The sequence below is a fragment of the Streptomyces sp. NPDC059874 genome, assembly GCF_042731135.1.
Taxonomy (GTDB): Bacteria; Actinomycetota; Actinomycetes; order Streptomycetales; family Streptomycetaceae; genus Streptomyces.
This window is the reverse complement of record NZ_JBHWJY010000031.1, coordinates 17,409-42,734: the sequence shown is the minus strand read 5'-3', so window position 1 is coordinate 42,734 and position 25,326 is coordinate 17,409. Positions and strand designations below refer to the sequence as shown.

Below are 25,326 nucleotides of genomic sequence, written 5' to 3'. Positions count from 1 at the left end.
GCCGTGCCCTCGCACACCTTCACCGTCAACGGGCGGAGCGTCACCGTGGACGCCCCCGACGATCTGCCCCTGCTGTGGGTGCTCCGCGACATGCTGGGCGTCAACGGTCCCAAGTACGGCTGCGGAGTGGACGTCTGCAAGGCCTGCACCAGCCATCTCGACGGCGCCGACATCCGCCCCTGCGTGGTGCCCGTCTCCGCGTGCGCGGGCAAGTCGGTGACCACCATCGAGGGGCTGGCCAACGGGGACGAGCTGCACCCGGTGCAGGAGGCCTGGCTCGAACAGGACGTCGCCCAGTGCGGTTTCTGTCAGCCCGGTCAGATCATGGCCGCCGTCGCCCTGCTCAAGCGGACCGGTGAACCCACCGACGCGGACATCGACGCCATCGCCAACATCTGCCGCTGCGGCACCTACGTCCGCATCCGGGATGCCATCCGCAGCGCGGCCGCCAAGATGTGACCCGCCGTGGGACGAGCGAGGAAGGACCCCGACGTTCCCCCGTTGCGACGGTGCGCATCGCGCCGGGGTCCGACCGCTCATGACCAACCTAGGCGGGTCGCCGGCCGTGCACAGGGTTCGCACCGCCCAGTGACCGGGCGAGACGGGTATCACAGCGCACAGTGTGCGCCGGGTGGTTGAATGCGCCGGTGTCCAGGTCAGACGACATCCTCAAGCTCCACCGGCTCGCCCACACCGGGGGATCGGCCGTACTGCTCACCTGGCTCGCCAACCGGCTCGGCGGCTGGACCGGAGTGGTGGACGCCGACCGGCCCCCTGACTCCGCGGGCGACCCGGGGCCTGAGTCCGCCGTGCGGGGCGCCGCCGAGATGAGCGCCCGGGGCCTGCGCTCGGCCGTCCTGGAGAGCGAGAGCTCCGCGACGCTGCTGTTCGCGCTCGACGAGCGCCGCGCGCTGGCCGCCGTACTGGAGCGGCCGCAGCACCCGGAAGCCGCCACCCTGCTCGCCGACGCGGCCGTACCGCTGGCCCTCGTACTGCGCGCCGAGGAGGCCGCGCGGCGCGAGGAGCGGACCGGGCGCGCCGAGGCGCGGGCCCGCGAGGCGGTGCTGCACCTGCTGATGAACGGCCGGCTGTCCACCGCCCGCCAGATCGCCGAGGCGCTCGGCCCCTCGCTGCCCGACCCGATGCGGATGTACGTCGTGGAGTGCCGGACCGGGCAGCGCGGCGAAGTGGCCAGGCTGTGCGCGGAGCTGACGGGCGGCCGGGCCTGGACCGTGCGCTGCCCCGTGTACGTACGCCACCTCATCGTGCTCGTCCCGGCCGACCTGGCGGCGGCTTCCGTCGACGACGACCCCCTGGCCGGAGCGCTCGTGGGGGTGGCCCGGGACGCCGTGGTCGGGGTCAGCGCGCGGGTGGGCCTGCGGGAGGCGCCGGGCGCGTACACCCAGGCCTTCCACGCACTCGCCGTGGCCCGGGGACGCGGGGAGCGGCACGCCCGGTTCGGGCCGGGCCCCGAGCTCGCGCTCGCCGCCCACGAGGCGGGCGCGGACTGGGCCGGGGCCCTGCTCGCGCCGCTGCACACGTACGAGCCCAGGCGCCCCCAGGACCCCGGAGCGCAGGAGCTGCGCGCGACGGCCCATGCCTGGCTCAACTTCACTTCGCACGCCACCCGCCTGCTGAAGATCCACCGCAACACCCTGGCCGGCCGGCTCCGGCTGATGGAGGGGCTGCTCGGGTTGGACCTCGCGCGCCTCGCGGACCAGTCCGCTCTGTCGCTCGCGCTGCGGCTGACCCCGGGCGGGAGCGCCCCGAACGGCTCGGGGGAATCCGGCGCGGGCAGCCTCGACGAGGTGCTGAGCGATCCCGGCCTGACCGACTGGGCCCGCGCCCACCTGCGCCCGCTGTCCGCCCCCGACGCCCCGCCCGGGGCCCGCGCCACGGTCCGGGTCTGGCTGGAGCACGACGCCCAACTCGCCCCGACGGCCGGGGCGCTGGGCATCTCCGTCCCGGGCGCCCGCAAACGGCTGACCCGCGTCGAGGCGCTGCTGGAGCGCTCGCTGCTGCAGTCCCCGAGTGCGCGCCACGACCTGTGGCTGGCTCACCGGGCGGAGGAGCTCGCCGGGTGACACAGTCACCAAAAGGGACGAATCGTGTGAAACATGCACGATCATGCCTGAATGAGGCGTATCAATGCGAAGCGCGTGCTGGTCGGTGAACCCCTCGACACCGCACGCCTGGGCGAGACCCTGTTGCCCAAACGGCTCGCCCTGCCGATCTTCTGCAGTGACCCGCTCTCCTCGGTGGCCTACGCCACCGAGGAGATCCTGCTGATCCTCGCCCTCGGCGGTGTCGCCCTGCTCCACCTCGCCTGGTACGCGGCCGCCGCCATCGTCTTCCTGCTGGTGGTGGTCATCGCCTCCTACCGGCAGACCTGCCACGCCTATCCCAGCGGCGGCGGGGCGTACGTAGTCAGCAAGGAGAACCTCGGCCCGACCGCCGCGCTGACCGCCGCCAGCGCCCTGCTCGTCGACTACGTGATGACCGTCGCCGTCTCCGTCGTCTCCGGCGTCTCGGCCATCACCTCCGCCGTCCCCTCGCTGAGCGACCACGAAGTGGGCCTGTCGGTCGCGTTCGTGGTGCTGCTGACGGTGATGAACCTGCGCGGCGTCCGCGAGTCCGGCCGGATCTTCGCCATCCCCACCTACGGGTTCGTCCTCGTCATCTACCTCATGTTCGCCTTCGCCGCCGTGCGGTTGGCGACCGGCGAGACCATCCGTGCCGAGTCCGCCGACCTGCCGATCACCGAAACGGGCACCTACACCGGCATCGCCCTCGTGCTCCTCGCGATGCGGGCCTTCGCCTCCGGCTGCACCGCGCTCACCGGCGTCGAGGCGATCAGCAACGGCGTCCCCGCCTTCCAGAAGCCCAAGGCCAAGAACGCGGCGACCACGCTGGCCGCGATGGGCTTCCTCTCCGTGACGATGTTCGTGGGCATCACCGCCCTCGCCATGGCCTACAAGGTGCACGTCGCGGAGGACCCCACCGAACTGGGCCTGGCCCCCGGCACCCCGATGTCCACCGCCCTCGCCCAGATCGGCCGAGCCACCTTCGGCGACTGGCACTTCCTCTTCTACCTGCTGCAGGCCGTCACCGCCGGCGTGCTGATCCTCGCCGCGAACACCGCCTTCAACGGCTTCCCGATGCTCGCCTCGATCCTCGCCAAGGACCGGTATGCGCCCCGCCAGCTCTTCAACCGCGGCGACCGGCTCGTCTACTCCAACGGAGTCGTGCTCCTCGCGCTCGTCGCGATCGGCCTCATCGTCGCCTTCGACGCCAACCTGACCCGCCTCATCCAGCTCTACATCCTCGGCGTCTTCGTCTCCTTCACCCTCTCCCAGGCCGGCATGGTCGTGCACTGGCGCAGGGAACTCGCCTCGCAGGCGACCCCGCGCGAGCAGCGCGTGCACATCCACCGCCGGCTCGCCATCAACGCCGTCGGCGCCGTCCTCACCGCCCTGGTCCTGGTCATCGTCCTCATCACCAAGTTCACCCACGGCGCCTGGCTGGTCGTCATCGCCATGCCGCTGCTCTTCCTCGGCATGAAGGGCGTGCGCCGCCACTACGACCAGGTCGCGCGACAGGTCGCCATCGCCCCCGACGCGAAGCCGCGCAAGCCCGCCCGCCACCACGTCCTGGTCCTGGTCGCCAACGTGCACGCCCCCACGATGAAGGCCCTCGGCTACGCCCAGGGCCTGCGCCCCGACACCCTGACCGCCGTCACCGTCGCGGCCGACGAGGAGGACGCGGACCGGCTGCGCGAGGCATGGACCGAACACGACCCGGGGATTCCCCTGAAGATCCTGCACTCCCCGTACCGCGAGGTGGTCGGCCCGATCCTGGCCCACGTAGAGGAACTGGCGGGGGACTCCGCCACGGACGTGCTGTCGGTGGTCATCCCCGAGTACGTCGTGGGGAACTGGTGGGAGCAGCCCCTGCACAACCAGAACGCACTGCGGCTCAAGGCGCGGCTGCTGTTCACCCCGGGGGTCGCGGTGATCGACGTGCCGTACCTGCTGGAGTCGGCGGGCAAGGAGGAGTAGCGGGATCCGCCGCGGCGAGCTGGTACACGGCCGCGTGCGCCAGCGCCAGCTCCACCACGTGTCGGGGGTCGGCGAGGGACCGGCCGGTGAGCTGCTCCAGGCGGCGCAACCGGTTGGAGACGGTGTTGCGGTGGCAGTACAACCGCTGCGCGGCGTACGTGGTCGAGCCCTGGCAGGTCAGCCAGGTGCCCAGGGTGGTCAGCAGGGTCCGGCGGTCCTCGGCGGGCAGCGCCAGCACCGGGCCCAGCACCACCTGCCGCAGCCGGGCCGCGAGTTCGCCCTGGGCGGCGACCAGCGCCGCCGGCAGCCCCTCGTCCAGCAGCGCCGTGCGCGGGCCGCCGGACCCGGGGGCGGTGCGCAGGGCGAGGGCGGCCAGCCGCCGCGCCCCGGCCAGTTCGGCCGGTGCCCCGACCACCGGGCTGACCCCGGCGCGGGCCCCGAGCGGCGCGAGCAGCTCCCGTACGGACTCCAGCGGATGGTGGCCCAGCTCCACCAGGCCGCACTCCCCGTCGGCGCGGATCCGCCACAGTACCCGGGGTGCGGAGCCGGGCGTCCCGGCTCTCTCGCTCGTGCTCCCGGCGGCGCCCGTACCGGCCACGACCACCACCGCGAAGCGGCCCCGCTCCGGCAGCCCCAGCTGCGCGGCGGCCTCCGAGGCCGCCGGTCCGTCGGTGGCGGCGGCGCCGTCCAGCAGGATGTCCAGCAGGGCCGCACGGCGCTCCCGGTCGAGGTCGGTGCGCGCGGCCTCCGTACGCCTGTACGAGTCCGTCACGGCGTCCGTCATCTGGTCCAGCACGTCCCACAGCAGGGTGGCGGAGGGCAGCAGCCGGGGCAGCGCCGCCCGGTCGTGGGCGGCCACGGTTTCGGTGAGCGTCTGCCAGAGCAGCCGCCCGCCGCGGCGGTAGGTGTGCAGCAACGAGGCGAGCGGCAGCCCCTGTTCCGCGCGCAGCGTGCCGGTGGCCCGGGCGTCGGCGAGATCGACGGGCAGGCCGCGGGAGCCGCGGACCAGGCCCTCGACGGCCTGTCGGAGGTTGTGGTGGATCCGCTCGCGCAGCTCGGCCCGGCCGAGCAGGGCGGCGTACGCGGGGTCCTCGGCCAGCGTCAGATCGGCCAGCCGGTGCGCCGCGACGGCGATCCGGCGGGACAGGTCCTCGCGTACGTCCTCGATGATCCGCTCCATGACGGGCAGGGTGGCACGGGGGACAGGGCGCTGGGGAGGGCCCGGACCGGACCGGCGGGGAGAGCCCGGACCGGACCGGCCGGGGAGGGCCCGGAGCGGCGCCATCCGCTACCGTGAGCGAAGCACTGCACATGTAGTGCTCACCATGATGTGCCGCAGCCACTCCGAGGACCGTCCATGCGCCAGAACCCGCAGCGCCGCGCGGCCCTGCTCGACGCCGCCATCGAAGTCCTGGCGCGCGAGGGCTCACGCGGGCTGACGCTGCGCGCGGTGGACGCGGAGGCGGGAGTGCCGACGGGCACCGCCTCCAACTACTTCGCCAACCGGGCCCAGCTGCTCGTGCAGATCCTCCACCGCACCCGCGAGCGGCTCGTGCCGGACCCGGCGGACCTGTCCGGCCCACTGGACACCAAGGTCCTGCTCGGCCGCCTCCTGGACCGGATGCGGCGCGAACGCAGCGTGCACATCGCGATGCTGGAACTGCGCCTGGAGGGCACCCGCCGCCCCGAACTCCAGGCGGAGCTGGCCGGTTTCCAGGCCGCCGAACTGGAGGCGAACATCGACTGGCACCTGGAATCGGGCCTCCCGGGAGACCGCCGGGGCGTTGCGCTGCTGTACCTCGCGATGCTCGGCCTGATCGTGGACGACCTGACCGCGCCGGCCACCCTGGCCGCCCACCCGGTGGACGGCCTCATCGAGACGATGGTCGAGCGTCTCCTCCCGGACGAGGATTAGTCAGCCCGCGAAGTCGCGGATCACCCGGCGTGCCAGAGCGGCGCGGGCGGGTTCCGGTTCGGCGGCGACGGCCGCCTCCCGCCGCCGGAGCACCTGCGGGTCCTTCGGCAGCCGCCCCGGCCGGGGCCGCGTCTCCACCGCGAGCTGATCCCCCGTGCTCCCGCGCGAGGCGCCGTCGGACGGCCGCGATGCGTCCCGGCTCAGGATCGGGGTGCGGTGATCTTATGCTCGGGTTTACGCGAGTCAGCTGGTTTTGCGGCTGGTGAGCGACTTTGATGGGTTTGCCAGGGCCTCGTACCGGAGCAGGGGGACTACTCATGGGTGCCGACCACGACCAGATGGGTGCCGAGCACAACCAGAAGGACAGCACACCCACACTGATCGGTTCCGTGCAGCGCGCGCTGCGTCTCGTGGAAGCGATGCACGCCGAAGGCGGGGCCACCGCCAAGCGGCTTTCCCGGCTCACCGGGATTCCGTTGCCCACCGTCTACCACTTGCTGCGCACCCTCAGCCACGAGGGCTACGTCCAGCGCGAGGGCGGCGCCTTTCGGCTCGCGGACGATCTACCGCTCGCATCTTGATCAAAAGCCGAAGGGATCCGGCCAAGCTCCGATGCGCTTTGGCGCATGTTCCAGCGGAAAATGCCAGAACACCCTTCCGCACTGTGGAAGTTGAGTAAGTTCCCTCCTGTCGCGCCGCAGACCGTGCACCCAGCACGTCCGGCCGGGAGGGGAGCCCGCGTGCCCGGGATCGACGAATGCCTGCTCGAAGCCATGGCCCTGCCTGGTGCGCGGGGGGCCGCGCTGGTCGACTGGAGCAGCGGACTGGCCCTCGGCACCGCGGGGGACTCGCCCGTGGGAGACCACGAGACGACCGCCGCCGAGACCGCCGAGCTGGCCCGGGCCGCAGCCGAGTACGAGTCCTTCGCCCCGGCGGTCGCGGCCTTGGGCGGGGACGAGGCCGGCCCGCCCGTGGAGGACCTGATCGTCACCACCCGCACCGGGTACCACGTACTGCGCTTCGTCGAGACGAGCTTCGACAGCAGCGTCTTCCTGCACCTCTGGCTCGACCGCGCCGACGGCAATCTCGCCCTCGCGCGCCACAGACTCCGCGCCCTGGCGGAGGGGCTGGTGCTCAGATGACCGCCCCAGCCGCCTCGGCCGCCGCCGTCTCCCCCCTCCTCACCCGGCTCGCCGCCGAGCGAGCCACCGGCGCCCTCCTCCGTGACCGCGGCACCCTGTTCCTGGAGGACGGCCGGATCGTGCACGCGGAGAGCCCGGCCACCCCCGGCCTCGACGTACTGCTCACCACCGGCGGAGGCCTCGCCCCGGAGCGCTGGCGCGAGGCCGTGGACCGGGCCGGAGCCCGCCGCCAGGTCGCGCGCTTCCTCGTGGACAGCGGCGGACTCGCGGGCGGCGAGCTGGAGATATGCCACCTCGCCGCCATCTTCGACGCCGCGTTCTTCGCGCTCTCCCCGGGCAGCGGACCCTCCCGGTTCCGACGCGGGGCCACTCACTGGATCGGCTCCGTCCGCTCGGTGCCGGCCGCCGCGGTCGAGCGCGAGACCTGCCGGCGCAGGGAACTGCTCGACGCGGTCTGGCCCTACCCGCAGCTCGACACCGCCCCGGTGGTGCCCCGGCCCGCCGCGCCCGGCCAGACGGTGACCGCCCGGCAGCGGATCCTGCTGCGCCAGGCGGACGGCGTCCGCACCCCGGCCGACCTCGCGTGGGCGCTGGGCCGGCCCGCCTTCCACACGCTCCTCGACGTACGGCGCCTCGCGGCGGCCGGACTGGTCGAGACTCCGCACGCGCCGGCCCAGCCGCCGGCCGCGGCACCCCTGCCCGACTGGATGACCCAGGCCCAATCCCCGGACGTGGCGCTGCTCCGCCGGTTACGCGACGCACTGGAGGCAAGCCTGTGAGGCTCCCGCTGCGACCGGTCCTGCGTGCCGACCGCTCCGAGCGGAGGCAGCCCGAAACGAGGATGGCCGAAAGGAGGAAGGCCGACATGAGTACGGTGCCCCCCGAGGCGGAGGCAGAGATACTCGCCGAGCTCCGCAGGCTCCGCGCCCGGGTGCCCCAGCTCACCGGCGCCTTCGCCGCGAGCATCGACGGCCTGGTCCTCGCCCAGGACAGCGCCGCCACGGAGGCCGACTCCGTCGCGGCCCTCACCGCGGCCGCCCTCGGCGTGGCCCAGCGGCTCAGCGACTGCACCGGCCAGGGCGGATTCCGCGAGCTGCTGGTGCGCGGCGAAAGCGGATACGTGGCGACCTACGCGGCGGGCGAGGCGGCCGTCCTCACCCTGACGGCCGAACCGCGCGTCAACGTCGGGCGCCTCCACCTGGAGGCCCGCCGGTCCAGCGTGCGGATAGCCGAGCTCGTCGAACCCGCCCTCGGGCGCCGAGGCCCCGACGGCGCGTCGGCGTGAGCCCGTAGCACTCCCCGAACCATTTCCGTACCAGCTCAAGCGACAGAGACACCTACACGGACACCGGAAAGAGGACACACCCATGGCCAACGTGGAGACCGCGCTCAAGGAAGCCACCACCAGCATCGAGGGCGCGGTGGGCGCCGCCCTCGTCGACTACGGCAGCGGCATGGCCCTCGGAACCATCGGGGGAGGCAAGGACCTGGACCTCACGGTCGCCGCCGCGGGCAACACGGACGTGGTGCGCGCCAAGGTCCGCACGATGGAGATGCTGGGGATCAAGGACGAGATCGAGGACATCCTGATCACCCTCGGGGGCCAGTACCACCTGATCCGGCTGCTGCGCACCCGAGGCTCCTCGGGGGGCTTCTTCCTCTACCTGGTGCTGGACAAGGGGCGAGCCAACCTCGCGATGGCCCGCCACCAGCTCAAAAAGATCGAGTCGGAGCTGGAGATCTGACCTTCAACCGCGTCGTCGAGGTGGCGGACGGTTTAATTCTTGCCGTCCGCCCGGCGATCGGCTCCGTTTGCCCTGTATGGGGGGAGTTTATGATTCTGTTACAGAGTAGGATGCTGTGAGCAGCTGATCATCGATAAAGCATAAAACGCTGGAGAACCCGCCACCTATGCCCCCGCGCCTGAGCATCGTCGTCCCCGTTTACAACGTCGAGCTCTATCTCGACGAGTGCCTGGAATCCATCGCCGCTCAGACCTTCGAGGACTTCGAGGTCATCCTCGTGGACGACGGGTCCACGGACACCAGCGCAGTCATCGCCAAGGCGTTCGCCGCGAAGGACAAGCGCTTCCGCGTCGTGATGCAGGACAACGCGGGCCTCGGTGCCGCCCGCAACGTCGGTGCCCGACACGCCGACAAGGACGCGGAGTACCTGGCCTTCGTCGACAGCGACGACACCATGCCGGACTACGCGTACGAGCGCCTCATCGGCGCGCTCGACGAGACCGGCTCGGACTTCGCCGGCGGCAACGTGAAGCGCTTCCGCTCCGTCGGCATGCAGCAGTCCTGGGGCCACCGGGCCGCCTTCGCCAAGACGCAGCTGAAGACCCACATCTCCAAGTTCCCGGCGCTGGTCACCGACCGCACCGCGTGGAACAAGGTCTACCGGCGCACCTTCTGGGACGAGCACGGCTTCCAGTACCCGGAGGGCATCCTCTACGAGGACGCCCCGGTCAGCATCCCCGCGCACTACTTCGCCTCCAGCGTCGACGTCATCAGCGACTGCGTCTACCACTGGCGGGTCCGCGAGACCGGCGAGCGCTCCATCACCCAGCGCTCCACCGACCCGATCTCCCTCATCGACCGCGTGAAGTCCGTCCGCCTGGTCCGCGAGTCCCTCAAGGCCAAGCAGGGCGCCAAGTACGTCCGTTACCTGCGCGACTACGACTACAACGTGCTGAGCGAGGAACTCCCGCTCATCTACAAGTACGTCGGTGAGGGCGGCCCGGACTTCCGCGCCGCGTTCGTCAAGGAGGTCGGCGGTCTCATCCGGGAGATCGGCACCGCCCCCTGGTCCGACCTGACCGTCGCCGACCGGCTCAAGGCGTATCTCGCCGGCGAGGGCCGTGTCGAGGACTTCATCGCCCTCCAGGCCCACCAGCGCGACTACCACTACAGCGTGCCGGTCAAGGGACTCGCCCGCCCGCAGGCGGACTACCCCTTCCTGCACGGCCGCCCGCCGGTCCCCGCCAAGATCCTCACCCTCGGCCCGCGCGAGCGCCGCGTCGTCAGCCGACTGGAGCAGGCGGCCTGGTCCGACGGCAAGCTGCTGCTGCGCGGCTACGCCCTCCCGGGCCACCTCGGCGCGGAGAGCCGCCTCGGCTCCCGCAAGATGCTGGTCTTCCGCGAGGGCGGCAAGCGCCGCCGTTCCGTCGTCAGCGCCCGTACGGTCGCCTCGCCGATGGCCACCGTGCTGGCCCCGCACCTCGCCCTGCGGCACGCCGACTGGGCCGGCTTCACCGCCGTCGTCGACCCCTCGATCTTCCAGTCGGGCGGCAAGTGGCGCGAGGGCATATGGACCACTTCCGTCGCCGTCACCGGCGCCGGCGGCCTGCACCGCGCGCGCCTGCGCGGCGGCGAGCACGACACCGGCCAGAACCCGCCCCCGCACTGGGTGGCCCCCGACGTCCGGATCGTCCCGGCCGTCTCCGGGTCGTTCACCGTCCAGGTGGAGATCGTCGGAGCCCGCGCCCTGGACGTGCGCCCCGTCGGTGACGACGCCGTCGAGATCGTCGGCGAGCTCTCCGCCGAGGTCGGCGCCGCCACCGAGCTGAAGGCCGTGCACGTCACCACCGGTACCACGGCCGCCTTCCCGCTGGAGACGACCGCCGCCGGCGCCGGCGGCCGGATCCCCTTCACCGCCCGCGTGGCGCTCGCCGAGCTGGCCGCCGTACCGGACGCCGAGTGCGAGCCGGGCGAGTGGACCCCGGAGCCCTGGAGCCTGTCCGTGCTCGGCGCCGACGGCACCGAGCACCGCCTCGTCCACGACGAGCGCGGCGGCTTCAACGGCCTGGTCGTGCCGCTGCCCGGCGCGGACACGGACCGTGCCCTCTTCGCCAAGCGCGGCAACACCGGCCACCTCACGCTCTCCGTGCAGCCCTCGCCGCCGCTGATCGACGAGGTCTCCACCGAGAACGGCACCGTGAGCCTGGCGGGCCGCTTCGTCGCGCCCACCGACGAGCCGTACGAACTCGTCCTGCACAACGCCCACGGGACGGAGTTCAGCTACCCCGTCACCCGCGACGGCGACCGCTTCACCGCCGTGTTCGAGCCGGTCCTCGCCGAGGCGTACGCGGGCCGCACCACCATCCCCGAAGGCCGCTGGTGGCCCACCATGCGTCCGGTCGCACAGGGCGGGACCACCGCGGGCCTGCTCGGCGTCGACCGCGGCGCCCCGGTGCAGATGGGCATCGGCATGCTGTTCGCCGGCCCGCACCCCGTCACCGTCCAGGGACGCCGGATGCGGGTCGAGACCCGCTTCCACGACCGCATGGTGCTGGTCGCCGACCCGCTGCTCAGCCCGCACGACCGCTCCAACTACGCCCAGCGCGTCGCCCGCTTCGAGACCTACCCGGCGCAGCGCGCCCTGCCGGTCAAGGACATCGTCGTCTACGACACGTTCCAGGGGACCGGTGCGGGCGACTCGCCGCGCGCCATCCACGAGGAGCTGCTGCGCCGCGGCGAGAAGCTGGAGCACATCTGGCTGGTCCGCGACGGCCGCGCCGAGGTCCCCGCGACCGCGCGCGCCGTGCAGTACGGCAGTGTGGAGTCCTGGGACGTACTGGCCCGGGCCCGCTACTTCGTGACCAATGACAACGTTCCGCGCAACTTCCAGCGCCGCCCGGGACAGATCGTCGTACAGACCTGGCACGGCACGCCGATCAAGCAGATCGGTCACGACTTCGTGCACGACTACTACACGAGCCCGGAGATCCTGGAGGGCCTGGAGCACGACAGCGCCCAGTGGTCCCTGCTCGCCTCCCCGAGCTCGTACGCGACTCCGATCCTCAAGCGGGCCCTCGGCTACGACGGCGAGGTCATCGAGGCAGGCAGCCCGCGTACGGACGCCCTGGTCCGGCCCGACGCGGAGCGGATCGCCGAGGTCCGGCGGCGGCTCGGCCTGCCCGAGGGCAAGAAGGTCGTCCTCTACATGCCGACCTGGCGCGAGAACTGCGAGGGCTTCTCCGGCGGTTACAAGCTGGACCTGCGGATCGACCTGGACGCGGCCCGCCGCGAGCTGGGCGAGGACCACGTCCTGCTGATCCGCGGCCACCACCACGTGAGCGAGCAGGTCCGCGACGGCGTCCGCGACGGTTTCGTCGTCGACGTGTCCCGCTGGCCCGACGCCGCCGACCTGCTGCTCGTCGCCGACGTGCTGATCTCGGACTACTCCTCCGCGATCTTCGACTTCGCGCTCACCGACCGGCCGATCCTGCTCTTCACGTACGACCTGGCCCACTACCGGGGCACGCTGCGCGGCTTCAACTTCGACCTGGAGGCCAAGGCCCCCGGTCCGCTGCTCGCAGACTCGGCGAGCCTGATCGAGGCCGTGCGGAACGCGGACGCGGTCGGGGCGGAGTACGCCGAGGCCCGCGCGGCGCTGCGCGCCGAGTTCTGCGACCTGGACGACGGTCACGCAACCGAGCGCGTCGTCGACCGCATGCTCGCGATGAACGAAGCCGCAGCGAAGTAGGGCATAGGCCACACGAGCGAAATCCAGGCCGAACACAGACCGGCCCCGGGCCCACCGATGACTTTCGGGCCCGGGGCCGGTCTGCATGTGAGGACGTACCCACGCACTCGCCTGGAGGCAGTCATGAGCGGCAACGGATTCACCACGTGCCTGTGGTTCGACGACAACGCGGAAGCGGCGGCCGACTACTACGTGTCCGTCTTCAAGGACGGCAGGCTCGGCCGGATCTCCCGCTACACCGACGCGGGCCCGGGACCGGTCGGATCGGTGATGGTCGTCGAGTTCGAGATCAACGGGCAGAAGTTCGTCGGCCTCAACGGTGGACCGCTGTTCCACTTCTCCGAGGCGATCTCCTTCCAGATCCACTGCGAGTCCGAGTCCGAGTCGGACCACTACTACGACGAGCTGACGAAGGACGGCGGCGAGGAGTCCGCCTGCGGGTGGGTCAAGGACAAGTTCGGGCTGTCCTGGCAGGTCATCCCGCCGGGCGCCATCGACCTGGTGAGCGACCCCGACCCGGGGCGGGCCGCCCGGGCCACCGCCGCCATGCTGAAGATGAAGAAGTTGGACGTGGCGGAAATGCGCCGCGCGGCCGACGCTGCGTAGGCCGTCCCTTCCGCGTCCTGCCCGACCCCTCCCTCCCGGCACGATCTCGAAGAGACGACCCCGGCGAGCGCGCGCCGAACTGCGCCGACCCCGCGAGCGGGATATCAAGGACGTGAAGGCGACCGCGAGGCCCGGCGGTCGCCACCCCACGGCTGAGGAGTACGTCTCGTGGAGTTCGAGGTCAATGGCGCCCGGCGCGCGGTGGACGTGGACGACGACCCGGCCGCCGTGGAGGTGGTGCGCGACCGGCTGGGGCTGACCGGCACCAAGCTGGTCTGCGCGGGCGGGGTGTGCGGGGCCTGCACGATCCAGGTCGACGGCGAGCCCCGGGTGTCCTGCCTGACGCCGGCGGTCGCGCTGGCCGGCCGGCGGGTGACCACGGTGGAGGGCCTGTCCGACCATCCGGTGGCACGTGCCTTCGCCGGTGAGGACGCCCTCCAATGCGGCTACTGCACCCCGGGGTTCGTGGTCGAGGCGGCGGCCTTCTTCGAGCGGTGGCGGGCCGTGCACGGCCGCGCCCGGCCGGAGCGCGAGCAGATCGCGGACGCGCTGGCGGGCCACCTGTGCCGCTGCGGCGCGTACGAGGGGATCTTCAACGCGGTCGCCGCGGCCTGCGCGGGCGACCACGACACCGCTCCGACCGGTGGTGAGGCGCCGGCCGTCCCGCGCGCCGAGGCCCCGGAGAAGATCGACGGATCGGCCCGGTACACCACGGACCTGCGCCCCGACGGGCTGCTGGAGGGGGTGATCATCCGCTCGCCGCACGCCCACGCGCACGTACGCTCCCTGGAGGCCGGAGACCTCCCGCTGGTGCCGCTGCTGCCTCCCGACGGTGTGGTGCGGTACGTCGGCCAGCCGGTGGCGGCGGTCGCGGCGCCGGACCGGGCCTCCGCACGGGCGGCCGCGGCACGGGTCAAGGTGGACTACGAGGTGCTGCCGGCGGCGCTCGACGTACGCCGAGCCCGCGCCGGCGAGGGTCCGGTGGTCTACGAGGACAAGGCGGCGCGCAAGCGGGCACCCGGGTCCGGCGAGACCCCCCAACTGCTGCCCGCCCGCTGGCGCGGCAACCTGCGGGGCCCGTCCGCCATGAACAAGCGCCCCGCCACGGCCGTGCGCCGGATCACCGAAGCCCGCGGCCGGACCCCCGAGCGGGTGGTGGAGGGCGTGTTCACCACCGCCGCGCAGACCCACACCCCGCTCGAACCGCACGCCTGCCTGGCCCACTGGGTCGACGGGACCCTCCACCTGGACGTGTCCACGCAGTCGGTGAAGCACACGGCCGAGCTCGCCGCCGAGCGTTTCGGTGTGCCCGTCGAACGGGTGGTGGCGCGGGCCGTCCACGTGGGCGGCGGCTTCGGCTGCAAGATGGGCCTGACCTCCGATGTCGTCGCCGCGGTCGAGCTGGCCCGGCTGCACGGCGCCCCGGTACGGGTGGTGCTGGACAGGGACGAGGAGCTCGTCGACGGCGGATACCGGCCCGGCACCCGGATCCGGCTGGCGATGGTCGCGGACGCGGCCGGCGATCTGAGTGCGCTGGCCATGGACGCGGAGAGCGACGGCGGGGTCTCGGTGGGCGGCTCCGTGGCGGCACTGGCCCGGTTCATGTACGGCAAGGCCCCCCGCCGGCTCCGCGACTTCGACGCGGTCACCAACCAGCCTCCGGGCGCCCCGTTCCGCGGCCCGGGCGGTCCCACGATGTGCTGGGCCCTGGAGCAGGCCGTCGACGAGATGGCCCACCGGCTCGGCCAGGACCCGATCGCCCTGCGCCGGCGCTGGGACGGCAACCGCAAGCGGCACGCCCTGTACGACCGGGCCGCCTCGCTCCCGCTCTGGTCCGGTCCCCGCGGCGGCACCGGGCGGTTCCGCCGCGGCGTGGGCGTCGCGGCGGCCAACTGGCTGTACTTCCTCGATCCCGTAACGGAGGTCGAGCTCACCGTCGAGAACGGGGTCGTCGTCGCCCGCTGCGCCGTGCAGGACATGGGCACGGGCTCGAGGACCGTGCTGCGCCGGGCCGTCGCCGAGGGGCTCGGTGTGCCGGAGGGGAGGGTGCGCGCCGAGGTCGGCCGGAGCGATGCCGTCCACGGCCCCACCTCCGGCGGCAGTCGCACCACACCCTCCCTCGTACCCGCCGCCGCGGACGCCGCCGCCCGGCTGCGCGACGCGCTCGGCGGCGGCGACGTCGCCGCCCGGCTGGACGCGGCGCACGGCGTACGGGTGACCGGCCGGCGCCCCCGCGACCGCCGGGGCTTCGTGACCCCCTTCACCCTGGGCGGTGTGGCCATCGGCCGCGGCTTCACCGGATCGGTGCAGGTCGCCGAGGTCGAGGTGGACACGCGGCTCGGCCGGATCCGCCCGCTGCGGGTGTGGAGCGGCATCGCCGCGGGCCGCATCCACGCGGACCGGCTGGCCCGCAGCCAGTGCGAGGGCGCCGTCGTCCAGGGCATCGGCTACGCACTGTTCGAAGAGCGGCGCGTCGACCCGGCGACCGGTCGGGTACTGACCGACAACCTGGAGGACTACCGCATCCCAGGCATCGGTGACACCCCCGAGATCACCGTCCACTTCCATCAAGAGGGCTTCGAGCACGTGCCCGGAGGCGGTGTCGGCCTCGGCGAGATCGCGACCCTGCCCACCGCGGCGTGCCTGGCCAACGCGGTCCACGACGCCACCGGCTGGCGCCCGTACGACATGCCCATCCGCCCCGACCGGCTCCTGGAAGGACTGGGTACGTGAGCACCGAGCCCGCCCTCACCGATCTCTCGGCCGCCGTCCTGTCCCGCGGCGGCGAGCTGCGCGCCGGCGGCACCGACACCACCGCCCGGCAGCGCAGCGGCGTCTCGCCCGGACCGTTCACCGACCTCGACGGCGCGGGCCACCTGCGCGGCTGCACGCCGCTGCCTGGCGGCGGGCTGCGGATCGGCGCCCTGACCACACTCGCCGCGCTGGCCGCCGATCAGCAGGTCCGCGCCGGCTGGCCCGCCCTGGCGGCCGCGGCCGGGACCGCGGCGACCCCGCAGATCCGCGCGGCCGGCACGCTGGGCGGCAACCTGCTCCAACGCAACCGCTGTTGGTACTACCGCAATCCGCACGTCAGCTGCTTCCAGAAGGGCGGCACCGGCTGCCCCGCGCGCGAGGGCGACCACCACTTCGGCGTGGTCAGCGGAGACGCCCCCTGCGTCATCCCGCACCCGTCCACCCTCGCGATGGCCCTGCTCACCTACGACGCCCAGGCCGAGGTCCACGGCGAATCCCCGCGCGGCGTGGCCGACTTGTACGGGGACGGCGACCGACTCTTCCGCGCCGACCACCTGCTGGCGCCGGACCGCATCCTCACCGCGGTCAGGCTGCCCGCACCCCTGCCCGGCGAACGCGCCGCCATCCACCGGGCCACCAGCCGCGCCCACGCCGAATGGCCCCTGGTCGAGGCCACCGCCCGGATCGCCCTCGACGGCGCCACGGTCACGCACGCCGCCGTCGCGGCGGGCGGGGTGGCGCGCGTCCCGCTGCGGCTGACCGAGGTGGAGGCCGCCCTGATCGGCCGCGAGCCCAGCGCCGGGGTCCTCGCGGCGGCGGCCGTGACGGTGCTCGCCCGCTGCCGGCCGCTGCCGCAGACCGGCTACAAGGCCACGCTGTTCCGCGACACCGTGCTCGAAGTGCTGGAACAGGCCGTCGGCCCGGCTGCCGCCGGCTGATCCGACCCGGTCCGGGCTGGTCCCGAGGCGGGCTTCAGTCGGCGATGCGCGCCAGCAGCGCCGGGAGGGCGGTGCCGATGGGCTCGCGGACGACCTCGTCGGCGAGGGAGTCGTACGGGGTCTCCTCCGCGTTCACGATGATCAGCCGGGCCCCGGCCTCCGCGGCCATCCCGGCGAGCGAGGCGGCGGGCTGCACCTGGAGGGTGGATCCGACGGCGATGAACACCTGGCAGCCCTTGGCCACGGCCATCGCCTGCCCCAGCACCACCGGGTCGAGGCGCTGACCGAACATCACGGTCGCCGCCTTGAGGATCCCGCCGCACGCCAGACAGGCGGGATCGGGCTCCCCGGCGGCGACCCGGGCCAGCGCCTCGTCCATCTCCGACCGGGCGTCGCAGGCCGTGCACACCACCGCCCGGGCCGTGCCGTGCAGCTCGAACACCTTGCGCGCCGGCATCCCGGCGAGCTGGTGCAGCCCGTCCACGTTCTGCGTGAGGACCCGGACCGGGGTGCCGCCTCGCTCCAGTTCGGCGATCGCGAGGTGCGCCGCGTTGGGCCGCGCCCCGAGGGCGCCGAGTTCGGCCCGCATCAGCCAGGAGCGGCGCCGGATCTCCGGGTCGGTCATGTAGTACTCGTACGTCACGAGCTTCTCGGCGTCGGGCTCCCGGCGCCACAGACCCTGTGGCCCCCGGTAGTCCGGAATCCCGGAGTCGGTGGACATCCCGGCCCCACTGAACACTGCGACGAGCGGCTTTCCCATGCGCCGACCCTACGGACGGGTCGCCCGCGCCCGCGACCGGATTTACGCCCGGTCCGCGACCGGATCGGATCCGCCATCCGGAGCACGCGGTTACCCCCACTCTCCGGTTCCTCTTCGATCACTCCGACGATCACGTCATGTCGGCCGGAGCCCGGCCGGAGCCCGGGGAAACCGGGGTGGGAACCGGCCCCCGGAGTGTCGTTTCTGCGGTGAATCCCGTGCTCCACGGGAGTAAGACACGCGGCGCACCGGGGCGGGCCGACAGGGCCGAGGGTTACATATCGGGTATGAAGCTCATGCCGTACAGCCTCGGCGCCCTGCCGCTGACCCTGCTCGCCCTGCTGACCCCGGCAGCCGCCCACGCCGGCCCCGCCTCCGCCCCCGGCGACGTGCCGGGCGGGCACAGCGCCTCCGAGATCGGTCGCTTCCTCACCGACTTCTACGGGGACCACGGCCCGTCCGCGAACGACCGCCAGAACCACGTCTCGCAGGTGCTCAAGGACAAGCAGAAGGAGAACACGGAGGCCGACGTCCTCCTCTGCGCCCAGAACGAACCCCAGGACATCGTCATTGGTCCCGTCACCGTCCTCCAGGATGCCGGGATCGGCTGGGCCACGGTGACCACCCACTGGGGCGCCGACACCACCGACACCTTCACCGCGTACGTACGACTGGACTCCCAGCCCATCCGGATCGACGACGTGATCTGCGCCGGCTGAAAACCGTACCGGGCCCGGCGAGACCCTCCGTAGGGTGGCGCCATGGCTCCGACGACCACTCCCCAGACGGCCCCTCCCACGCCGCCCACCCCGACCGTCCTCTACTGCGCCGACCCGCTGGGCGGGCGCCGCGTCGACGCCCACTTCGCGGCGGAGGCCCGGACGCTGCGCGCCGCCGGAGCGGCGGTCGCGCTCGTCGACCACGACGCGCTGCTCGCCGGGGACGCCGAGCGGGCGGTGGCCGGGGTGCCCGCGGGGACGGGCGGCGTCCGGTACCGGGGCTGGATGATCCCCGCCGCCCGGTACGCCGAGCTGGACGAGGCCCTGCGTCGGCGCGGCGCGGCGCTCCTCGTCGCTCCCGAGGCGTACCGCCGGGCCCACGAACTCCCCGGCTGGTACGAGACGTTCGCCGACCTCACCCCGGTCAGCGCCTGGTTGCCGACGGCCCCGGGGGAGGTCCCGGATCCGGAGCGACTCGGCGCCCTCGCCGCGGGACTGCCGCCCGGCGCCGCCGTGGTCAAGGACTACGTGAAGTCCCGCAAACACGAATGGCACGAGGCCTGTCACGTGCCCGACCTCGCCGACGCGGTGGCACTGCACCGCGTGGTGAGCCGGTTCGTCGAGCTCCAGGAGGAGTTCCTTGCGGGCGGAGTGGTGCTGAGGGCCTTCGAGTCCTTCGTCGCGCCGCCGGGCGCGGCCGCGGAGGTCAGGGTGTGGTGGCGGGACGGGGATCCCCGGCTGTTCACAGCCCACCCCGACAGCCCGGTCAGGGAGGTCGCCGAGATCCCGGAGCGGGACCTCGAACCGGTACGGGCCGCCGTGCGGGCGCTGGACTGCCCCTTCGTGACCACCGACCTCGCGTTGCGCGCCGACGGGGTGTGGCGGGTCGTCGAAGTGGGCGACGGTCAGGTCAGCGACCTGCACGCGGAGGTCGATCCGGCGCTGTTCTACGCTCTCCTGACGGATGATCAGCCGCCCGGGGTCTCTTGAGGGTCTGGTACAACACCGACCATGACGACATTCGAGATCGCCGGCGCGAGCGCCGCCGACATGGAACTGATGCGCGGCTGGGCCGACGAGGAGGGGTGGAACCCGGGGGATTCGGACCGGTTCGCGTTCGCCGTCGCGGACCCGGAGGGCTTCCTCGTCGGCCGGCTCGACGGCGAGCCGGTGGCCTGCGTCTCCGCCGTCCGCTACGGCGTCGGCTTCGGCTTCATCGGCTTCTACATCGCCCGCCCGGCCCACCGCGGCCAGGGCTACGGCATCCGGATGTGGGACGCGGCGATGCGCAGGCTCGACGGGCGGCTCATCGGCCTGGACGGGGTCGTCTCCCAGCAGGGCAACTACCGCAAGTCGGGCTTCCGGCACGCCTGGAACAATATCCGCTACGAGGGCGTGCCCCTGGGCCGGGACGACGGCCGGGTCGAGATCGTGGACGCCGCCTCGCTGCCCTTCGCCCGGCTCGCCGCCTACGACCGGCGGTTCTTCCCCGAGCCCCGGGACGCCTTCCTGTCCGCCTGGACCGCCCTGCCCGGCCGCACCGCTCTCGCCGCCGTACGCGACGGCCGCGTCGAGGGCCTCGGCGTGATCCGCCCGAGCAGCGCCGCGCACCGGATCGGCCCGCTGTACGCCGCCGACCCGGAGGTGGCCACCGCCCTGCTGCGGGGCCTCGCGCGGTCCGCACCCGGCGCCGCGGTGGCCGTGGACGTGCCCGACGCCAACCCGCACGCCGCCACGCTGTTCGAGGCGGTGGGCATGGCCCCCACCTTCGAGACCGCCCGGATGTACACGGGCCCGGCCCCGGAGCTTCCCCGGGGCGAGCTGTTCGGGGTGACCAGTCTCGAACTGGGCTGAGTACGCACGGCGGTCGGCCGGACGGCGGTCGCACGGCGCCGCCCGGCCGGGGCCGTGCCGGGTCAGAAGTCGAACAGCATCCCCTCGGTGCTCCGCAGGCCGCACGCGTTGGCGAAGGTGTGGGCGTAGCGCAGGTGTCGGCCGTTCCACACCCCGTCGGCCGTGACCGTCATCGGACTCCATTCCCTGGTACACGCGGTGTCAGCGGCCGGGGCGGTCAGCGCGTCCAACCGGGCGTCGTGCTCACGTAATTCGGCGCACGCGCCGACGGGGTCGGGGTGCGTACCGCCGGGCGTCGGAGCGCATACGAGCGTCACCGCGCGCAGCACCGTACCCCTGCGGGCGTCCTCGCCGGTGGTGACGGTGAGGACGAGCGCGGAGGGTGCGTACAGGCTCGCCGTGGCGGCCGGTGCGGCCGCGGGTGCGGCGGGTGCGGCGGGTACGGACGGCGCGGCACCGGCCGCTCCGGGCCAGGCCAGCGCGGTCAGCGCGGTGAGCGCCATGGCGGCGGATCCCAGTCCGAGACTCCTTGCGATGGACCGCATTTCGAACACTCCCTTGGGTCGGCGTTTCGGATAGCGGACGCAGTCTTGCCGACGCGGAACATGAACGCCCGTTCGCACCCCCATTTCTCGTCACCGATCGTGTACGGATGAGTGCAGACAGCAGTGGGCCCCGAGGTGCTGACCTGTGCGGGAGCGGCCCGCCGATTCGGCCGAACACCGACGGGGAGACACCCCGGAAACCTTCGGGGGTATGGCCGGCCATACCCCCGGGACACCGTCTGGACCCGCTGTGCCGGACCGCCCGGGACGGTTGGCTTGAAGCATGGAAAACGACGCGATCCAACTCAGGGACGTCACCCGTCTCCACGGGGCCGGCGAGCACGCGGTCACCGCCCTCGACCAGGTCTCCCTCGACTTCCCCAAGGGCACCTTCACCGCCGTCATGGGCCCCTCCGGCTCCGGCAAGTCCACCCTGCTGCAGTGCGCGGCCGGCCTCGACCGGCCCACCTCCGGCACCGTGACCGTCGGCGGGACGGAGCTCACCCGGCTCAGCGAGACCAAGCTGACCCTGCTGCGCCGGGAGCGCATCGGCTTCGTCTTCCAGGCCTTCAACCTGCTGCCCTCCCTGACTGCCGAGCAGAACGTCTCCCTGCCGCTGCGCCTCGCCGGCCGCCGCCCCGCCAAGGCCGAGGTCCGCGAGGTGCTCAGCCGGGTCGGCCTCGGCGACCGGGCCCGGCACCGGCCCTCCGAGCTGTCCGGCGGCCAGCAGCAGCGGGTGGCCCTCGCCCGCGCCCTGATCACCCGCCCCGACGTGCTCTTCGGCGACGAGCCCACCGGCGCACTGGACTCCCGGACCGGGCGCGAGGTGCTCACCCTGCTCCGGACCATGGTCGACACCGAGGGTCAGACGGTCGTCATGGTCACTCACGACCCCGTGGCGGCCTCCTACGCCGACCGCGTGCTCTTCCTCGTCGACGGCCGCCTGACCGGCGAACTGGTCGGAGCCCGCGCCGAGGAGATCGCCGCCCACATGACGAAGCTGGAGACCGTGCCGTGCTGAGCGTCGCCCTGCGCACCGTGCGCACCCGCTGGGTCACCTTCGTCGGAAGCTTCGTCGCCCTCGCCCTCGGCGTCGGCCTCATCGCCACCATGGGACTCGCGCTCGCCGCCACCCTCGACGCCCCGGAGCGGCAGCCCGAACGCTTCAACACGGCCACCGTCGTCGTCAAGGGCAACGACACCCTGCGCGTCGACAGCCCGATCGGCGACCGCACCCGCAAGCTGGCCCATCCCAAGCCCGTCGCCCCCGACTTGGCCCGGCGGCTGGCCGCCCTCGGCCCGACCACCGAGGACCGCTCCTTCCCCGTCCGCGCCGAGGGCGGACCCGGGCGCCTCGTCGGCCACCCCTGGTCGGTCGCCGCCTTCGCCCCGTACACCCTCGACGCCGGCCGGGCCCCGAGAGCCGACGGCGAGGTCGTCACCACCGGCTGGGCCCGGCCGGGCGAGCGGCTGACCACCGACCGCGGCCCGGTCACCGTGGTCGGCACCGTCGCCCACCCAGGCGCCCCGAAGACGCCGGGCTTCGAGAACGCCGTCTTCTGGAACGACGCCGAAGCGGCCCGGCTGTCGCCCGCCATCGACCAACTCGTCGTCGCCGCCGACCCGGTGGCCGTACGGGCCGCCGTGAGCCAGGACCCCGACGTACGCGTGCTGACCGGCCGGGACATCCGTTACGCCGACCCCGACCCGGAGCGCGACAGCGAGGCCCTGCTCGCCGTGAACGCGATGCTGGGCACCGCCGGCGGGGTCACCGGCTTCGTGTCGGTCTTCGTCGTCGCCTCCACCTTCGCCTTCGCCGTGGCCCAGCGCCGCAAGGAGTTCGCCCTGCTGCGCACCGCCGGGGCCACCCCCGGGCAGATCCGCCGCATGGTGCTCGCCGAGGCGCTGCTCCTGGGCGTGGCGGCCTCCGCCTTCGGCTGCCTCCTCGGCTCGTACGGGGCGCCGCTGGTCGCCCAGTGGTCGGTGGACGGTGACATCGCGCCGCGCTGGTTCGCCATCGGCGACGCCACCTGGCCGTACCACCTGGCCTTCTGGACCGGCCTGCTCGTCTCCCTCGCCGGAGTCGTCGCCGCCTCCTGGCGAGCGGGCCGAGTGGGGCCCGCCGAGGCGCTGCGCGAAGCCGCCGTCGACACGCGCACCATGACCTGGGGCCGCTGGATCCTCGGCGCCGGACTGCTGCTCACCGGCCTCGCCACCCTCGCGTACGCCCTGCTCGCCGACCCGTCCGACCTGCTCCACCGCAAGACGTACACCAGCCGCCCGATGCTGCTGATCGTCGCCTTCGCGCTGCTGGCACCGGTGCTCGTCCGGCCGCTGGTCCGGCTCATCGCCTGGCTCCCGGCCCGCCTGCCGGGCGCCGGCGGGATGCTCGTACGGGAGAACGCGGCGGCCGGCGTCCGCCGCACCGCGGCCATCGCCGCACCCGTGCTCGTCACCGTGGCCCTCGCCGGATCCCTGCTCGGAGCCACGGCCACGCTGAACGAGGCCAAGGCCAGGGAGGTCAGCCGGCGGACCACCGCCGACTACGTGATCACGGGCGGCGCCGGGGGCTTCGACCGGGCCGCCGTCGACCGGATCCGGGCCGTACCCGGCACGGCGGTCTCCGCCACCGCCGAGACCGCCGTGTACGTCCTGGAGGAAGGCGTGGCGCTGATCCGCTCGGACGCCCGCGCCGTCGACCCGGCGGCCCTCGCCCGGACCGCCGAACTGCTCCTCACCGCGGGCAGCGTCGCCGACCTCGACGACGGCTCCGTCATCGTCACCGAGGAATGGGAGCGGCACGCCGTCGGCTCCACCGTGGACGTCTGGCTCGGCGACGGCACCCGCAAGTCCCTGCGGATCGCGGGCGTGATGAGCATCGGCACCGGCAACAACGGGGCCTACGTCACCGCGGCCAACGCCGCCGGCGCGCCCGTCGACCGGATCGACGTACGGCTCTCCCCGGGCGCGGACGCCACCGCCGTCGGCTCCGGGCTGGCCGAGGCGGCCGAGCAGGCCGGCGGCAAGGTCCTCACCAAGGACCAGTGGGTGGCGGCCGGTTACCCCGAGACCAAGCGCACCACCCGGCTGGGCTTCCTGCTCGTCCTCGGCATCGCCCTGCTCTACACGGGGATCGGGCTCGCCAACACGCTCGTCATGGCCACCTCCGACCGGGCCCGCGACCTCGCCGTGCTGCGGCTGGCCGGCGCCACCCGGTGGCAGGTGCTGCGCCTGGTGGCGTGGGAGGCCCTGCTGGTCGTCCTCGTCGGCGCGGTCGTCGGCACCCTCGTCGCCGCCCTGAACCTGGGCGGGATGCAGGCGGCCCTGGGGCTCCTGGGAGTCCGGAGCCCGTTGGTGATCCCCTGGGACGTCATGGGGGCGAGCTTCGCCGCCTGCGTGGCCCTGGCGGTGGTATCCGCCGCCGCCTCGGCCGCGGTGTCCCTGCGGCGCCCGGCGATCGAGCTGGCCGGCGTACGGGAATAGCCCCTCGGGGGGCCCTAGCTCGCCGCCATGCGGGGGGCGTAGAGGTCGAGGAGACGGGTACGGGTCTGCTGGAGCCGGAGTGCGAGGACCCGGCCGACCCAGTGCCCGATCGCCGACCCGAAGGCGGGGTCGGAGTCCATGAGCATCCGCACGCTCACGCCGTCGAACTCGTACGCGCGCACCGGAGTCATCGCCTCGGCGCTCAGCTGCCACACGTACGGCGGGAAGAGCCAGGACCAGCCGACCAGCTCACCGGGGCCCAGGTTCTCCACGGGGGCGGGCCGGCGGACGCCGGGCATGGGGATCTCCAGGGTCACGGTGCCGGAGCGCACGATCCAGAAGGACTCGGCCCGTGCGCCTTCCTGGAAGATCCGCGCACCCTCCTCGAAATTGACCTCACGGGCCTGGGACATCAGCCGTCCGCGGTGCTCCGTGGACAGCACGGCAGCGATCCGGATGGGGGAAGGTGTGCTCACGACGGCCTCCGATCAAGACCCCCCACGACGCTCCTGCTCTCCCCAGTGTCGCCGAAGCCCGCCCGATCCCGACCGCATCGGGCGCGGCTTCTTCGCCCGGGTCCGTGCCGGCCGCACGACGGCCGCGCGTGGGCCGCGCCGGACCGTGCCCGGCCCCCCCCGCGCGGCGGGGTCATTCGTCGGCGTTGGCCTCCAGGCAGGCCAGCTCCATCGCGTCCAGGACCGCCTCGTGGCTGCGCCCGCTCAGCTCGGCGACGTTCTCGATCTGGGCCGTGGCCCAGGCCGCGAGGGTCATCGTGAGCACGCGGAGGCCGTCGGTGCCGTGCTCGGCCAGGATCGCGTCCGCGACTTCCATGGCGTCCTCGGGCACCTGCTCGGGTGGTTCCAGGCCCACGAGGCCGCGCAGCATGGTGAGGGCGCGGCGGGAGATCTCCGGCGTCATCCCCGCCAGCCGCATGTCTTCTTCCTCGTTCATCCGCCCCACCCCTCCGGTGCCGTACCCACTGCCTCAGGGCACGGTAGAGGGAGGCGGACCCACTTGGGGCGGTTTCGCCGGGGTGACCCTGTGTGAACGGGTGGCGGC

Annotated in this window: 24 protein-coding genes; 18 read left to right on the top strand and 6 right to left on the bottom strand. The window is 73.3% G+C overall.

Annotated features, from left to right (window positions below; genetic code table 11):
- Nucleotides 1–3: 3 nt before the first annotated feature.
- The 3 genes from ACFV9H_RS19500 to ACFV9H_RS19490 all read left to right on the top strand — a co-directional run bounded on the left by ACFV9H_RS19500 (nt 4) and on the right by ACFV9H_RS19490 (nt 4,058).
- On the top strand, nt 4–459 hold the full coding sequence (locus ACFV9H_RS19500; RefSeq protein ID WP_385399600.1) for a (2Fe-2S)-binding protein: 456 nt from the start codon (nt 4–6) through the stop codon (nt 457–459).
- A 188-nt stretch (nt 460–647) separates the two neighbouring features.
- A complete protein-coding gene (locus tag ACFV9H_RS19495; protein WP_385399598.1) occupies nt 648–2,084 on the top strand; it encodes a PucR family transcriptional regulator in 1,437 nt (478 codons plus the stop codon).
- 51 nt (nt 2,085–2,135) lie between these two features.
- Nucleotides 2,136–4,058 carry an APC family permease gene (locus ACFV9H_RS19490; RefSeq protein WP_385399596.1) on the top strand — a complete coding sequence of 641 codons (1,923 nt, stop codon included), beginning with the start codon at nt 2,136–2,138 and terminating at the stop codon, nt 4,056–4,058.
- Here ACFV9H_RS19490 and ACFV9H_RS19485 read toward each other — a convergent pair.
- Nucleotides 3,994–5,238, bottom strand: coding sequence for a helix-turn-helix domain-containing protein (locus tag ACFV9H_RS19485; protein WP_385399593.1), 1,245 nt, complete (start codon nt 5,236–5,238; stop codon nt 3,994–3,996). The genes ACFV9H_RS19490 and ACFV9H_RS19485 overlap by 65 nt on opposite strands.
- 177 nt (nt 5,239–5,415) lie before the next feature.
- On the opposite strand from ACFV9H_RS19485, the gene ACFV9H_RS19480 reads away from it, so the two are divergent.
- Nucleotides 5,416–5,973: a TetR/AcrR family transcriptional regulator gene (locus tag ACFV9H_RS19480; protein WP_385399590.1), complete on the top strand. Its 558-nt coding sequence runs from the start codon at nt 5,416–5,418 to the stop codon at nt 5,971–5,973.
- Here the strand turns inward: ACFV9H_RS19480 and ACFV9H_RS19475 are convergent, their stop codons facing one another.
- Entirely contained in the window at nt 5,974–6,111 is a 138-nt protein-coding gene (locus ACFV9H_RS19475; protein WP_385399588.1) for a hypothetical protein, read from the bottom strand.
- Nucleotides 6,112–6,290: 179 nt separating this feature from the next.
- Here ACFV9H_RS19475 and ACFV9H_RS19470 point away from each other — a divergent pair, with 179 nt between their 5' ends.
- The 9 genes from ACFV9H_RS19470 (at nt 6,291) to ACFV9H_RS19430 (ending at nt 16,906) form a co-directional block, all read left to right on the top strand.
- Nucleotides 6,291–6,554 (top strand): helix-turn-helix domain-containing protein, encoded by a 264-nt coding sequence (locus ACFV9H_RS19470; RefSeq protein WP_385399586.1) that lies wholly within the window; start codon nt 6,291–6,293, stop codon nt 6,552–6,554.
- A gap of 159 nt (nt 6,555–6,713) precedes the next feature.
- Nucleotides 6,714–7,115, top strand: coding sequence for a roadblock/LC7 domain-containing protein (locus ACFV9H_RS19465; protein WP_385399583.1), 402 nt, complete (start codon nt 6,714–6,716; stop codon nt 7,113–7,115).
- Nucleotides 7,112–7,894 (top strand): transcriptional regulator, encoded by a 783-nt coding sequence (locus tag ACFV9H_RS19460; protein ID WP_385399581.1) that lies wholly within the window; start codon nt 7,112–7,114, stop codon nt 7,892–7,894. Before ACFV9H_RS19465 ends, ACFV9H_RS19460 begins: the two co-directional genes overlap by 4 nt.
- 86 nt (nt 7,895–7,980) lie before the next feature.
- The gene (locus ACFV9H_RS19455) at nt 7,981–8,400 is read left to right on the top strand and encodes a roadblock/LC7 domain-containing protein (RefSeq protein ID WP_385399578.1); all 420 of its coding nucleotides are present in this window, start codon (nt 7,981–7,983) and stop codon (nt 8,398–8,400) included.
- Between the two features lie 82 nt (nt 8,401–8,482).
- On the top strand, nt 8,483–8,860 hold the full coding sequence (locus ACFV9H_RS19450; protein ID WP_385399575.1) for a hypothetical protein: 378 nt from the start codon (nt 8,483–8,485) through the stop codon (nt 8,858–8,860).
- A gap of 166 nt (nt 8,861–9,026) precedes the next feature.
- Nucleotides 9,027–12,608: a CDP-glycerol glycerophosphotransferase family protein gene (locus tag ACFV9H_RS19445; protein WP_385399572.1), complete on the top strand. Its 3,582-nt coding sequence runs from the start codon at nt 9,027–9,029 to the stop codon at nt 12,606–12,608.
- 123 nt (nt 12,609–12,731) lie between these two features.
- The gene (locus ACFV9H_RS19440; protein WP_385399569.1) at nt 12,732–13,214 is read left to right on the top strand and encodes a VOC family protein; all 483 of its coding nucleotides are present in this window, start codon (nt 12,732–12,734) and stop codon (nt 13,212–13,214) included.
- A 168-nt stretch (nt 13,215–13,382) separates the two neighbouring features.
- The gene (locus ACFV9H_RS19435) at nt 13,383–15,947 is read left to right on the top strand and encodes a molybdopterin-dependent oxidoreductase (RefSeq protein WP_385399566.1); all 2,565 of its coding nucleotides are present in this window, start codon (nt 13,383–13,385) and stop codon (nt 15,945–15,947) included.
- On the top strand, nt 15,944–16,906 hold the full coding sequence (locus ACFV9H_RS19430) for an FAD binding domain-containing protein (protein WP_385399564.1): 963 nt from the start codon (nt 15,944–15,946) through the stop codon (nt 16,904–16,906). The genes ACFV9H_RS19435 and ACFV9H_RS19430 overlap by 4 nt, the downstream gene beginning before the upstream one ends.
- 34 nt (nt 16,907–16,940) lie before the next feature.
- On the opposite strand, the gene ACFV9H_RS19425 is transcribed toward ACFV9H_RS19430, so the two are convergent.
- The gene (locus tag ACFV9H_RS19425) at nt 16,941–17,666 is read right to left on the bottom strand and encodes an NAD-dependent deacetylase (RefSeq protein WP_385399562.1); all 726 of its coding nucleotides are present in this window, start codon (nt 17,664–17,666) and stop codon (nt 16,941–16,943) included.
- 287 nt (nt 17,667–17,953) lie between these two features.
- On the opposite strand from ACFV9H_RS19425, the gene ACFV9H_RS19420 reads away from it, so the two are divergent.
- The 3 genes from ACFV9H_RS19420 to ACFV9H_RS19410 are packed head-to-tail and all read left to right on the top strand — an operon-like array spanning nt 17,954 to nt 20,239.
- Nucleotides 17,954–18,385, top strand: a complete 432-nt coding sequence (locus ACFV9H_RS19420) for a hypothetical protein (protein ID WP_385399560.1) — start codon at nt 17,954–17,956, stop codon at nt 18,383–18,385.
- 42 nt (nt 18,386–18,427) lie between these two features.
- Complete coding sequence (locus ACFV9H_RS19415) at nt 18,428–19,375, top strand: ATP-grasp domain-containing protein (RefSeq protein ID WP_385399558.1); 948 nt, start codon at nt 18,428–18,430, stop codon at nt 19,373–19,375.
- 21 nt (nt 19,376–19,396) lie between these two features.
- The gene (locus tag ACFV9H_RS19410) at nt 19,397–20,239 is read left to right on the top strand and encodes a GNAT family N-acetyltransferase (protein WP_385399555.1); all 843 of its coding nucleotides are present in this window, start codon (nt 19,397–19,399) and stop codon (nt 20,237–20,239) included.
- A 62-nt stretch (nt 20,240–20,301) separates the two neighbouring features.
- On the opposite strand, the gene ACFV9H_RS19405 is transcribed toward ACFV9H_RS19410, so the two are convergent.
- The gene (locus tag ACFV9H_RS19405; protein ID WP_385399553.1) at nt 20,302–20,784 is read right to left on the bottom strand and encodes a subtilase-type protease inhibitor; all 483 of its coding nucleotides are present in this window, start codon (nt 20,782–20,784) and stop codon (nt 20,302–20,304) included.
- 283 nt (nt 20,785–21,067) lie between these two features.
- Here ACFV9H_RS19405 and ACFV9H_RS19400 point away from each other — a divergent pair, with 283 nt between their 5' ends.
- Nucleotides 21,068–21,805 carry an ABC transporter ATP-binding protein gene (locus tag ACFV9H_RS19400; protein WP_385399550.1) on the top strand — a complete coding sequence of 246 codons (738 nt, stop codon included), beginning with the start codon at nt 21,068–21,070 and terminating at the stop codon, nt 21,803–21,805.
- On the top strand, nt 21,799–24,267 hold the full coding sequence (locus ACFV9H_RS19395; protein WP_385399547.1) for an ABC transporter permease: 2,469 nt from the start codon (nt 21,799–21,801) through the stop codon (nt 24,265–24,267). Before ACFV9H_RS19400 ends, ACFV9H_RS19395 begins: the two co-directional genes overlap by 7 nt.
- A gap of 14 nt (nt 24,268–24,281) precedes the next feature.
- Here the strand turns inward: ACFV9H_RS19395 and ACFV9H_RS19390 are convergent, their stop codons facing one another.
- Nucleotides 24,282–24,743, bottom strand: a complete 462-nt coding sequence (locus tag ACFV9H_RS19390) for a Crp/Fnr family transcriptional regulator (RefSeq protein ID WP_385399544.1) — start codon at nt 24,741–24,743, stop codon at nt 24,282–24,284.
- A gap of 172 nt (nt 24,744–24,915) precedes the next feature.
- Nucleotides 24,916–25,218: a hypothetical protein gene (locus tag ACFV9H_RS19385; protein WP_385399541.1), complete on the bottom strand. Its 303-nt coding sequence runs from the start codon at nt 25,216–25,218 to the stop codon at nt 24,916–24,918.
- Nucleotides 25,219–25,326: the final 108 nt, after the last annotated feature.

Bases quoted from the DNA above. Each gene is read 5' to 3' on its own strand.
- ACFV9H_RS19490 (WP_385399596.1), top strand. From the start codon at position 2,136: ATGAGGCGTATCAATGCGAAGCGCGTGCTGGTCGGTGAACCCCTCGAC.
- ACFV9H_RS19455 (WP_385399578.1), top strand. From the start codon at position 7,981: ATGAGTACGGTGCCCCCCGAGGCGGAGGCAGAGATACTCGCCGAGCTC.
- ACFV9H_RS19420 (WP_385399560.1), top strand. From the start codon at position 17,954: ATGAAGCTCATGCCGTACAGCCTCGGCGCCCTGCCGCTGACCCTGCTC.
- ACFV9H_RS19460 (WP_385399581.1), top strand. From the start codon at position 7,112: ATGACCGCCCCAGCCGCCTCGGCCGCCGCCGTCTCCCCCCTCCTCACC.
- ACFV9H_RS19415 (WP_385399558.1), top strand. From the start codon at position 18,428: ATGGCTCCGACGACCACTCCCCAGACGGCCCCTCCCACGCCGCCCACC.
- ACFV9H_RS19405 (WP_385399553.1), bottom strand. From the start codon at position 20,784: ATGCGGTCCATCGCAAGGAGTCTCGGACTGGGATCCGCCGCCATGGCG.
- ACFV9H_RS19485 (WP_385399593.1), bottom strand. From the start codon at position 5,238: ATGGAGCGGATCATCGAGGACGTACGCGAGGACCTGTCCCGCCGGATC.
- ACFV9H_RS19410 (WP_385399555.1), top strand. From the start codon at position 19,397: ATGACGACATTCGAGATCGCCGGCGCGAGCGCCGCCGACATGGAACTG.
- ACFV9H_RS19425 (WP_385399562.1), bottom strand. From the start codon at position 17,666: ATGGGAAAGCCGCTCGTCGCAGTGTTCAGTGGGGCCGGGATGTCCACC.
- ACFV9H_RS19450 (WP_385399575.1), top strand. From the start codon at position 8,483: ATGGCCAACGTGGAGACCGCGCTCAAGGAAGCCACCACCAGCATCGAG.
- ACFV9H_RS19470 (WP_385399586.1), top strand. From the start codon at position 6,291: ATGGGTGCCGACCACGACCAGATGGGTGCCGAGCACAACCAGAAGGAC.
- ACFV9H_RS19385 (WP_385399541.1), bottom strand. From the start codon at position 25,218: ATGAACGAGGAAGAAGACATGCGGCTGGCGGGGATGACGCCGGAGATC.
- ACFV9H_RS19445 (WP_385399572.1), top strand. From the start codon at position 9,027: ATGCCCCCGCGCCTGAGCATCGTCGTCCCCGTTTACAACGTCGAGCTC.
- ACFV9H_RS19480 (WP_385399590.1), top strand. From the start codon at position 5,416: ATGCGCCAGAACCCGCAGCGCCGCGCGGCCCTGCTCGACGCCGCCATC.
- ACFV9H_RS19440 (WP_385399569.1), top strand. From the start codon at position 12,732: ATGAGCGGCAACGGATTCACCACGTGCCTGTGGTTCGACGACAACGCG.
- ACFV9H_RS19400 (WP_385399550.1), top strand. From the start codon at position 21,068: ATGGAAAACGACGCGATCCAACTCAGGGACGTCACCCGTCTCCACGGG.